Genomic DNA, 11,797 nt, shown 5'->3' with positions numbered 1-11,797 from the left:
CATGCATATCCAAATCTTATCGACCAGTGACGTGCACGGTTACGTTTACCCCACGGATTACAGTACGCCGACGGATCGGCATCCGTACGGCATGTTAAAGGCAGCCACGGTGATTCGGCAGGCCCAAGCGACGGCGGGACCGGATAATGTGGTGATCACGATTGAAAATGGTGACTGGTTGCAGGGCGCGCCATTTGCAACCTATTTGGCCAAACGCCCAGCCGCGGAACAAGACCTGTTCACCCGCATCACGGGTGCCATGCATTACGATGCGGGGGTCCTTGGCAACCATGAGTTCAATTACGGCTTGGCTTATATTCGTGCGGCGGAGGCCAAACGGATCTATCCGCTGTTGGGCGCCAATATCGTCGGTGGTCAAAACCAGCGAATTCTGGATGCTCCCTATAAAATTATCACGAAGCAAGGCATCAAGATTGCCATTCTAGGGTTGACCACAGCCTATGTGCCGGTCTGGGAGCGGGCCAGTAACATTGCTGGTCTGACCTTTGAACCGGCTGTTGCCACCGCTCGCCGCTTGGTTCCCGAACTACGGCAGCAGGCCGACATCGTCGTGGTCGCCTATCATGGTGGTTTTGAGGCCGACCCGGCGACCGGCGTGCCGACCGAACGCCAGACCGGGGAAAATGAAGGCTATCAGTTATTGGCCGAGGTTCCCGGCATCGATGCGTTGGTCACCGGTCACCAGCACCGCCAGATTGCCGGCGTCTACCAGGGCGTGCCCACGACACAACCCGGTGACAAAGGCGTTGCGGTGGGGTGTATCGACCTTGAGTTGGATGCAGCGCACCGAATAATTGATCGGTCAGCGCGATTGTTACCAACGGCTGGGGCGGAACCAGACGTGGCTCTCACTCAACTCACGCAATCCGTTCAGGACAAGGTCGAAACGTGGCTGGACCAACCAGTCGGTCAGATCACCGGCACTAGTTTGGCGGTCACGGACCCCATGGACGCCCGACTCCACGGCCACCCGTATCTTCAATTCATTAACCGCGTCGAAATGGCCGCGGGTGTGACGGACATTGCGGCAACGGCACTGTTCAACGATGAGGTCCACGGCTTTGGCTGCGACGTCTCGCTACGGCAACTACTGAATAGCTATCCGTATCCTAATACGCTGGTGGTCGAACGGCTGACTGGAGCGGATGTGAAGCTCGCGCTGGAACGATGTGCAAGCTTCTTCGAGGTGCGGGATGGCCACCGCGTTGGGGTTGCTACAGCCTTTACGACGCCCAAAGTAGAATTGTATAACTACGACATCTACAGTGGACTGGACTACCGCTTTGACCTGACCCAACCGCGTGGTAGTCGCGTGGTATCGCTGAACTACCACGGCCGTATGGTCCAGCCGACCGACCAACTGGACGTTGCCATGAACCAGTACCGCGGCAACGGTGGTGGCGACTACCCAATGTTCTCGCCGGCTAAGGTCATCCGCGAGGTCAACGTCGATATGGCCGAGCTCATTATGCAATACTTCGAGGCCCATCCGGTCGTGACCGGGGAACCACAAACCAATTTTAGAGTCGATTATTAGGTGAGATTAAAGGCGATGACCACAAATGGTAATCGCCTTTTTGTATACATATGGTTAAGTGTGAATCACGATTTTTCCCATGTCTTCACCGCGCACCAATAAGCAGAGATGTACCTTGCACCGTTACTTATTTACTCCCAGTATTAAATTTAGATTGCATTACCCTCTAAATGGATGCAATTTTCATGAAAACTTGGTAAAATAAATTAACTAAAAATGAGATTTGGAGGTGGACGTCTTGCACCTATCGTTTGCAGCACTCCCAATACCGGACCGCTAATCGTTAGTTTTTATCAAGAAAGGAAGATTTATTTATATGGCACAAGAACCTGAAGCAACCGTTTCAACCACAACCGAAGCAGAAACCACTGACCCTGGACCCAGCCAGCAGCCGCCACTATGGCAACGCTCGACTGAGTCCTTACTTGTTGCGTATGCCACCGATGAAGAAGCGGGGTTGACGACCGCCGAGGCGAAGAAACGTCTCGCGCAAAACGGCCCCAACGAACTGACCGCCAAGAAGCAATCGAACCTGTTGCGCTTCTTGAAGCAGTTCAACAACTCCATCATCTACATTTTGGCGGCTGCCGCCCTGATTACGCTGCTGATGCACCACTATTCCGACTCAATCGTTATCGGATTGGTCATCATCGCCAACGCTTTCATTGGCTATTTTCAGGAACGTTCAGCGGATAACGCTTTGGACCGTATCAAGGCGCTCTTAGTCTCCGAAGCCATCGTCATTCGGGACGGTCAGAAAATTAATTTGCCCGCCCGTGAACTGGTGACCGGGGATATTGTTCAGTTGGAAGCCGGGGATACCGTCCCCGCTGACCTCCGATTGATCAGCGCGGATAACTTAAAGATCCAGGAGTCCGCCTTGACCGGTGAAACTGATTCGGTGCTTAAGGGAGAAGATCCCTTACCCACCGCAAATTTACCGTTGGCCGAACGGTCGAACCAGGCCTTCGCCTCAACGGCCGTTACCAATGGGTCTGGCCGCGGTATCGTGACCGTGACCGGTGCCCAGACCGAAATTGGTCACATCCAACAAAACGTTGCCGAAGTTAAGCAACAAGCAACGCCATTGATGAAGAACCTGAACAGCTTAGGCCTTGGGTTATCCATCGCAATTTTAGTTGCGGCGGTCCTCCTATTTATCTTAGGGATGATCACCAAGGTTTACAGTTTGCCCGTTCTGTTAGTCGCCGTCATCACGATGGTCGTGGGGTCCATGCCTGAAGGGTTGCCGGCCAGCACGTCGGTCGTCCTCGCCATGGGGACCCAACAGATGACTAAGCAAAATGTGATCGTCAAGACACTGCCTGCCGTGGAAACACTGGGGGCCGTGGATATCGTCAACACCGACAAGACCGGGACGCTGACGAAAAACGAAATGACCGTGACCGACATTTTGACCACTGCCGACACTTATACCGTGTCTGGTGTGGGTTACGATGCCGCCGGTCAGGTACAAAATGATGAGGGTCAAGACGTCGACTGGCAAGCTGACCCCGACCTCGAATGGTTGGTCCAAATCGCTGGTCAGACCTCTGACGCCGAATTCCATGAGGAAGAGGGCCAGTGGGTGCTGACTGGGGAACCGACCGATGGGGCGCTGACTGCGCTCTACCACAAGCTGGTGGGTGCCGACCCTGATCCTCAAGAGATCGACTCGCTACCATTCGACTCCGCCATTCGTTACTCCGCGCGGTTAGTCGACCACAATGGCCAGCGGTACCTGTTGGTCAAGGGGGCACCGCAAACCTTGACGCGCTTGATGCGTGAACAGGGCGAAGCAGTTGACGAAGACGCTTGGCAACAACGTTTGTCACAACTGACCCGCCAAGGAAAACGGGTGGTGGCCTTGGGGTACCAACCGGTCGCTGCGGACGCCGTTGAAGTTGACGACATCGCCGTGGGCCAGAATTTCCACTTAGCCGGAATGGCTGGCATCATCGATCCACCACGTCCTGGCGTGGCCGACGCCGTGCGTCAGCTACGTTACGCTGGGATCAAGGTTAAAATGATCACTGGTGACGACCCCGAAACAGCCGCTGCGATTGCCCAACAGTTGAACCTGTCGGAGCAAGCGCGCGCCATTACCGGGCCGGAATTGGCCGAGTTGAGCGATGAAGAACTGACCAGTCAGATCGACAAGTATACCGTGTTCGCGCGGACCACACCAGCCGACAAGCTGCGAATCGTGAAGGCCCAACAGGCCCGCGGTCACGTGGTTTCCATGACCGGTGATGGGGTCAACGATGCGCCCGCCTTGAAGCAGGCTGATATCGGGGTCGCCATGGGGATTCGGGGAACCGACGTTGCCAAGGACTCCGCCGATATGGTCTTAGCCGATGATGACTTCACGTCGATCCTGGGCGCTGTACGGGAAGGGCGGCACGTCTTCGATAACATTCGTAAGACGATTCGTTTCCTCCTGCCAACCAGTTTCGCCGAAGGTTTGATCGTGGTCCTGAGCATCTTGATGGACCAAGAGCTACCACTGTTCCCAACGCAACTGCTGTGGATCAACATGGTGTCCGCTTTGACGATTCAATTTGCCTTCATCTTCGAGCCGGCCGAAAGCGGCATTATGAAACGGGGACCCCGGGACGTGACACGCGGGATTTTATCCAAGCTGGACGTCTTCGAGGTGACCTACGTTTCCCTGCTGATTTCGGGGCTGGGGATGTTTGCCTACGACTTCTTGACGGCGCAAGGACTCTCGGCCGTTATCGGGAGCACGATGACGCTGAACGTGATCATCTTCGGGAAGGTCTTCTACCTGTTCAACCTGCAAAATGACCATCCCGTGCTGTCGAAATACTTCTTCAGAAATAAGATGAGTTTCGTGATTGTCGGCATCCTGTTGTTGCTGCAAGCCATGATCATCTACTGGCCAGCCATGCAAGGCGTCTTCCACACGACCAGCGTCAACTTCCATTACGGTTGGGGAATCCCAATCGTGGCGGGGGCCATCGTCCTGATCGTCACGGAAATTGCGAAGGCGATTCGCCACCGTATCGATGCCAGCACCATTTCACGGGAGCAACGCAACTTCTAATCAGTTAAGCGAAGATTGGGCAACCTAGTGGTCCCTTCGCCTTACCGGCCGCCAGATATGGGCTGGAACGGTGCGAACGCAACTTGAAGCCTCGAAATGCACGAGTCTCCAAGATTGGTTTTCTGCTAAGCCGGCTAAAAAACGCCGACTAAGCAGAACGACGCGCCTGATCCCATATCTGGCGACCTCTCGGCTGACGTTGTTGCTCGCTGGCAACTTTGCTGGGGCGTGCAGGTTGCTTCTCAGTATTTCAATCGTTAATTTAACTGAAACGGAGAGACTGGACAGAAATTGTCTGGTCTCTTTTTTTCGCCAAACTTGGCAATTCACACGTAACGATTCATAAAGGGTTGCCAACAACGACAACTAGAATACAGCTAGCACTCGCAAAACCACGGGCAATCCAGCGGTTCAAGTTGCGGTCAAGCACGGCCGTAGCCGGAGGTGGTCAGGGAAGAACGCCGTGTCGGTGGTGTTGGTCGGAGTTCTTTTCCGACCTACAGCACGGGACGAGCTTGGCGACCGTGGCGCCAAGTCGAGCCTGAAGACCGCTCCACAGGCTTCAGGCGGTCCCCACAGCGTGATTCCCTGAACCACCGCAGGCGCAGGCCAGCCCTTAACCTCGACTTTGAACCGCAAGATTCCAAGTGAATTTTGCGAAATCCCTAGCTCTAATCAAAAGTTAATCTTATACTAGAATGAAGAAGGGGGCGGAACATCAAATGATGAAGAAGAGTTCCGATTGTACTGAGATTTTAGTGGGTAAAGCCGCTAGCATGGACGGTTCCACGATTGTGGCGCGTAACGAGGACGGTTACGGCCCCATCAATCCCATCAAGTTTGTGGTCCACCCAGCAGTAGACCAACAGGGGGCATCGTTCACGTCAATTACGACTGGCGTCAACGTGCCATTGCCCGACCACGCCTACCGCTATACGGGGACGCCACAGGCTGACCAGAGTGACGGACAATATGAAGAAGCCGGCATTAACGAATTGAATGTCGGCATGAGCGCCACCGAGACCACGGCGACCAACGCCCGCGTGTTGGGTTACGACCCACTCGTCGATGATGGGATCAATGAAGAAGCCATGATCACCTTGGTTTTGCCATACATTAAGAGTGCTAAAGAAGGGGCCCAACGCCTGGGTGCCCTGATTGAAAAGTACGGGACTGGCGAAAGCAACAGTATTTCCTTTAACGACCACAATGACATCTGGTATTTGGAAACGGCTGGGGGCCATCACTGGGCCGCAATGCGGTTGCCAGAAGACACCTACGCCATCGCACCTAACCAGACGTTGATGCAAGAGGTCGATTTAAACGATACCGACAACTTCCTGGTTGCCACGGACTTAGTGGACTTCGTTGAGAAGCACCACTTGAACCCAGTGCCAGGCACCTTTAACTTCCGCGAAATTTTCGGAACCCATGGTGAAGATGACGCGTACTACAACACGCCACGGACCTGGTACGGTCAAAAGTTGTTTAACCCAGAAATTACGGACCAACAACCAACCGACCAAGACATGCCATTTACCCGGAAGCCAGCCAAGAAGCTCGCCATTGAAGACGTGCAATTCTTCCTATCTTCCCACTATAACGGCACGCCTTATGATCCGTTTGGCACGTTCGCTTCCGGCAACGCCGATGACCAGAAGAAGTACCGGTCGATTGCGATGGACCGGAACCAATGCTCATCCATCTTGCAAATTAGAAACGATGTGCCAGCCGACCACGCTGCGATTCAGTGGGTCGCCATGGGCTTCTTTGCCTACGCACCTTACATGCCGTTCTTCACGAACATCAACGACACACCAGAAGACTACAAGAACACGACGACCGAAGTTTCTGTCGACAACGTGTACTGGTTGAACAAGACCTTGTCCGTACTGATTGAACCCCATTTCCACGAGTTCGTCGCCACGGTCAACGCCTTCCGCGACAGTTGCCAATCCTATGCCCGCGGTCGGGTTGCGGCCACCGATGACAACATCACCGGCGATGCCACGACTTATCTGACCCAGAGCAACTTGGAAACCGCTGGCGAAATTTCTAAGCGGACCCATCAATTATTTAACGACTTGGTCAAGCAAGGCCTGTTGTTATCTAAGACGGTTTGGGAAAAGGGTCAAAACCTGTAACTAGCCGTGAATGGTTCGATTAGTTTTTAGATTAAACGTTTTAAAATCAAGCCAGAATTCGTCTAAATAAAGCCTAAAAGACAATTAGTTGTTACGGATAGCAATTATCGCGTACAATTAATTGTCTTTTGGTGTATACTTCAGTAAAGCTACTTTAATGTTTTTTCGATGAATTAGTGGGACGGTATGTGACTAGGACGAACCGTTTCGTTAAAAAGACGATTGAGTTGAGGAAGAGATGTTGGCAAGAAACTTCTGAGGAGGAACACACATGAAGAACTGGATCAAGTTAGCAATGGCAGGGAGTCTGGGACTGATTTTGTGGGGTGGTAGCACGACGGCACAAGCGGCTAAAAAGGTCACGCTGCCAGAATACCCCCAGCAACGGATTTTCACGTTTAAGACCAAAGGGACTAAGGTTTACAGTTATCCGCGCGCCGCTTACGCGAAGAGCACGGTCTTGGGGACCGACAAGAGCACCACGAAACAGTGGACGGTCGACAAGGTCATCAAGGTCAATGGCAAACGCTACGTGCGCCTGGCCAAGGTGACGACGAAGGCGCTGCCGCATGGGACGGCTGTACCGAACCCTAGCAAGGCCAATACGACCTTAGTCGGCGGTTACGTCGCTCTGAGTCAATTGAAATTTCATCAACAGATCAGCAAGCTGACGAGCGTGAAGAAGACGGCTTACTGGACGCCAACCACGAACAATGACTTCTGGAATATGCCTAAGAAGACGTTGGGCACCACGGCGGCCAGTCACTACGGTCACTCCTACGGCTACCGGACGGTGTACGCGATTCAGTCGTTGACCACGACCAGCAAGAAGCAGTACCTCTACTTCGAAACGGCTGCCGGGAAAGCGATTGGCTGGTTACCCGTGAACGCCGTCATCAAAGGAACTTACCCGAACCTGTTGCACCGTGAATTGACGCGGGACTTGTCCGCAACTACGGCCAACACCACGGTCGACCAAGCTGGTCACGTCAAGGTCGGGGTCGCTACGGCGAATGGTGAGGTCAAACGGGTCGTCCTGTTACAGCAGGATAGCCAAACGGCCATTTACGATTTCCAAGCGGGCAAGGCCGTTAAATTGACGAACCGAAATGCCCACGGTAAAGTTGTCAGCACGCAGGCATTTACACAGAGTACGAAGAACCTGAATATCAAGGCGCACGCCGACTTCGATATCCAAGGGTACCGGTACACGGTCAAGGTGACGCCGACCGGTAGCGTGAGTGTGCTGAGCACCGGTGGTTGGATCGCTTAAATTTAAAAATTAAAGTTAAAAAGGTTGTGTCGATTACCCGATGAGTGGGTGGTCGAGACAACCTTTTTTAGTTTGTGGTAGGTTAAATGGAAGCTTGCGAGTTATGCGGTCAAAAAAAGCGAGTCGGTCTACCAGAAAGTAGAGCGACTCGCAGTGCGCTTAGATTTAGTCGTTTTCAGGAACGTTCTCGCGAATCACGCGGGCGGGGCTGCCGGCGATGACCACGTTGTCATCGAAGGACTTGGTGACGGTGGAGTTGGCGCCGACCACGACGTTGTTGCCGAGTGTGACGCCGGGAAGAATCACGGAACCGCCACCGATCCAGACGTGGTCGCCAATCGTTACTGGTTTGCCGAGGCCGATGAAGGCGTCACGGCCAGCCGGGTCAAGCGGATGGTAGGCCGAGTAGATCTGAACGTGGGGAGCCATCATGCAGTGGTCGCCAATGGTTACTGGGGCGATGTCCAAGATGACATTGTCGTAGTTACACATGAAGTAGTCGCCGACATGGATGTTGTAGCCAAAGTCACAGCGGAAGTTGGGTTGCACCCAAGGACTCTTGCCGACGGAGCCAAAGAGCTGGCGAATGAGGCCGTCCTTTTCCGCGGTCGCCGTATCGTCTAGGTCATTCATCAGTTTACAGAGCCGCCGCGCCTTGGTTTCGTCAGCAGCCAGTTCGGGGTCCATGATATTGTAGGGTTCACCAGCTAAAAATTTTTCCTTTTCTGTCTTCATGTGTCGATCTACCTCCAGAGTTTGTTTACCCGTATTTTAGCATAGAAAGCGCTTTATTTATACGGATTAATTATCATATGTAAAATTTATTCAATAACAAGTTCTGTGGCCGGGCTACCAATTGTTTGGGCGTTAAGTAGTGAGACCCTTTAATTTACTGGCCGAGCGAACCAGTGGGTTTCTACAGCCATTTGCGCTGTCAGTTGTTAGAATAAACTTGAGCCACGCAGGCCGGTCGGCGCGACTTGTGCTCAGCTAGCAGTGAATTTTGGATGATGTCAGACGACTACCATCAAGAGTGACTGACATGAGTCTAATGCTGGTTCGCTGGGAGAGTTTGGGAGAGATTCCAGACTCTCTTTTGTTTTTGAATGGTCGCCTTACCGGCCGGTAGATATGGGCTGGAACGGGGCGAACGCAACTTGGAGCCTCGAAAAACACGAGTCTTCAAGATTGGTTTTCTATTAACTCAGTAGGAAAATCGCCTACTAACTAAGTAGAACGACGCGCCTGAGCCCATATCTACCGGCCTCTCGGCTTACACGGATGGTAACGGTGGTGTTGGGGGTTACTAACAGCCAAGCTAGGAGCATGGGATGTCTAGTAGGTTTAACAGTTACTATCAAGTAGGAGGTCAAAATCCCTGACAGCCGCAGTGAGACGATTTTATACGATCCTTGTCAGCCTCCAAATTTTAATGTATACTACCAATTACTTTAGCCAACTTGGCTGAGGATGAGGAGATGATGATGCGATGCCACAATTAGGATCGTTATTAGTACGGAAGAGTGCTGTCTGTTAGCGACACTTTTCCTAGTGGACCTTTCGGAGAAGTGTCAGGTTTGAAATCTGAAAGGACGTCACAAAAATTATGGAACCAACAATTACCACTTACGAATATAGTTATATTACCCAGCAGGTCAACAACCTGGTCAGCGCCTATCTGTCGGTCAACGATGTCAAAATGCGTGGAGTGGTTCGCGCCACAACGCTAGAACGCATTGAACCGTTATTGCCAACGGAGGAACCGCTAGCTCAAGCCTTTGTGCATGGACTACAGCCGGACAAGCTGACGCGTGAAGCCGCCGCAAAATTGATTGGGATGATCGAACCGCTAGTCATTCCATTTCCACAGCTGACGACGAAACAAATGAGTAAGCTATTTCGAAAAGTGAAGAAGCTCAAGCAACCGGAATGGGGCAGCTTGAACTTGCATCAACTGACCTATCTGGGCTGGAACGATGGCGGTAACCAGAAAAAGTATCTGGTTGCGCCGTACGATGGTCGTTTGATTGGGATTCAGGGGCAATTTAACCCCGAGACCATCAAGGGACTCTGTGCGATTTGCCATACGATTGGCAACGTCTCGCTCTTCGTTTCCACGACGAAGACGTCCGGCCTGGGCACGTACACGCGTAACGGCAATTACATTTGCCGGGACAGCGCGCAGTGTAACCGGCAGTTGACTGAGCCAGAAGCACTCACCGATTTTCTCTCGGTGGTGCGGCCAAAACGTTAATATAATAAGTGGGCACGGCCAAACTTGGTCGTGTCTTTTGTATTGTCTAAGAATGAAACCGCTTCAAACTAATAATTCGATGATGAATCACTCAGAGTTGTCCGGTAAGGGGAAGACGTTTGGTATACTTGACTCTTGCGCCTAGTGTTCGATTAGAAGATAGACTTAGGTAAAGATAGAAAAGTTAAGGTAGTCCCGATAGAACGGGGCTACTAGCGAGATTAAGTGAGTATTAGACGTGATTAGCTTCAAGCAAGTTGTCAGTCTTTAAAAACCAGTCGTAGTCGAAGGCTGGCAGAGACGTAACCCTGTGTCGGTCCTCTTAGATTGAGCGGTTTTCTCAGCCTTAGAGGAGAGGCCGAGCTTGAAGACTCGTTCTTTGAGACTTCAAGTCGCCCTGGGGACCGCTTCTTAGGCCCCAGGTCTGCCTCACAGGGTGGAGTCCCTGCCAACCGAAGACGGAATCATCCAGCAAACATAATTTTAAGAGAAGTGGGAAGTGGCAGTAGTGATACAACAACAGCATCATTTGCGCGGGGTCCTTTTGGCCAGCGCGGCGTGTATTTTATGGGGGATCTCGGGGGTTGCGGCGAGCACACTGTTCACGTTAAATCCCCACGTCACGGCATTATGGCTGACGCAGGTGCGGATGATCACGGCGGGCTTCCTCCTGCTGGTCATGGGACAGGTTGTCGGCGTTCATCCGTTTCAAATTTGGCACGATAAAAAGGCCGGTATCCGCGTAGTCAGCTATGGCTTGCTGGGACTGGTTCCCGTGCAGCTGTTCTACTTCGAGGCCGTTAAATTCGGTAACGCCCCGATTGCGACCATCCTCCAGTTCTTGGGGCCGTTTATCATTAGCATTTATTATTTCTTATTCAAACACCTCACGCCGACCCGCCCAGAGGCGATTGGGATGGTGATGGCGTTCATTGGGACGCTGTTGATTGTGACCCATGGTCATTTAAATAGTCTGGCCATTTCACCAGTCGTCCTGTTCTGGGGCGGCTTGTCGGCCATCGGGGTAGCAACCAACACGCTGATTCCCCGGCCACTCCTGCCGCGGTTTGGCGCAATTTCCGTCACTGGTTGGGGCCTGTTCATTGCCGGCATCTGTCTGAACGTGTTTGGGCCGCTGTGGCGCGCAACGGTGACCCTAACGTTGGGGGAATGGGGACTAATCGCGCTGATTATTATCTTGGGCACCATCTTCCCCTTCTTGATGTTTGCCCACAGTCTGGCGTACATTTTGCCAACGACGGCCAGCTTGCTGGATGCGTTCGAACCCCTGTCGGCCACGGTGTTCTCGGTAATTTTTCTGAGCGTTCAGTTGACCGGCTTCGACCTGTTCGGCGGCCTGTTGATCATCTTGGCGGTCATGGCATTATCGCTGAATGGCCATAAGATGTTGCGCTTTATCTTGCGGCGCAAAGTAGATTAAAAGCGAGGCCCCACTAGTGTGTACAGCGCTGGCGGGGCCTTTTACGTCTCACCGAGAGTG

Annotated in this window: 7 protein-coding genes; 6 read left to right on the top strand and 1 reads right to left on the bottom strand. The window is 52.7% G+C overall.

Annotated features, from left to right (window positions below; genetic code table 11):
- Position 1 precedes the first annotated feature (1 nt).
- The 4 genes from JUF10_RS01205 (at position 2) to JUF10_RS01190 (ending at position 8,042) form a co-directional block, all read left to right on the top strand.
- Positions 2 to 1,558, top strand: a complete 1,557-nt coding sequence (locus JUF10_RS01205) for a bifunctional metallophosphatase/5'-nucleotidase (RefSeq protein ID WP_203640427.1) — start codon at positions 2 to 4, stop codon at positions 1,556 to 1,558.
- A gap of 316 nt (positions 1,559 to 1,874) precedes the next feature.
- Positions 1,875 to 4,625: an HAD-IC family P-type ATPase gene (locus JUF10_RS01200; RefSeq protein ID WP_203640426.1), complete on the top strand. Its 2,751-nt coding sequence runs from the start codon at positions 1,875 to 1,877 to the stop codon at positions 4,623 to 4,625.
- Positions 4,626 to 5,350: 725 nt separating this feature from the next.
- Positions 5,351 to 6,769, top strand: a complete 1,419-nt coding sequence (locus JUF10_RS01195) for a C69 family dipeptidase (RefSeq protein ID WP_203640644.1) — start codon at positions 5,351 to 5,353, stop codon at positions 6,767 to 6,769.
- A 271-nt stretch (positions 6,770 to 7,040) separates the two neighbouring features.
- A complete protein-coding gene (locus tag JUF10_RS01190) occupies positions 7,041 to 8,042 on the top strand; it encodes a GW dipeptide domain-containing protein (protein WP_203640425.1) in 1,002 nt (333 codons plus the stop codon).
- Positions 8,043 to 8,207: 165 nt separating this feature from the next.
- Here the strand turns inward: JUF10_RS01190 and JUF10_RS01185 are convergent, their stop codons facing one another.
- Complete coding sequence (locus JUF10_RS01185) at positions 8,208 to 8,777, bottom strand: sugar O-acetyltransferase (protein ID WP_203640424.1); 570 nt, start codon at positions 8,775 to 8,777, stop codon at positions 8,208 to 8,210.
- An 871-nt stretch (positions 8,778 to 9,648) separates the two neighbouring features.
- On the opposite strand from JUF10_RS01185, the gene JUF10_RS01180 reads away from it, so the two are divergent.
- Both JUF10_RS01180 and JUF10_RS01175 read left to right on the top strand, forming a co-directional pair.
- Positions 9,649 to 10,296: a FusB/FusC family EF-G-binding protein gene (locus JUF10_RS01180; protein WP_203640423.1), complete on the top strand. Its 648-nt coding sequence runs from the start codon at positions 9,649 to 9,651 to the stop codon at positions 10,294 to 10,296.
- A 511-nt stretch (positions 10,297 to 10,807) separates the two neighbouring features.
- Positions 10,808 to 11,737, top strand: coding sequence for a DMT family transporter (locus JUF10_RS01175; RefSeq protein WP_203640643.1), 930 nt, complete (start codon positions 10,808 to 10,810; stop codon positions 11,735 to 11,737).
- Positions 11,738 to 11,797 lie beyond the last annotated feature (60 nt).

Origin of the sequence: Levilactobacillus andaensis, assembly GCF_016861695.1 — a bacterium.
Classification (GTDB): Bacteria; Bacillota; Bacilli; order Lactobacillales; family Lactobacillaceae; genus Levilactobacillus; species Levilactobacillus andaensis.
The sequence above is the reverse complement of the archived record's forward strand: the minus strand, read 5'-3'. Positions and strand labels throughout refer to the sequence as shown.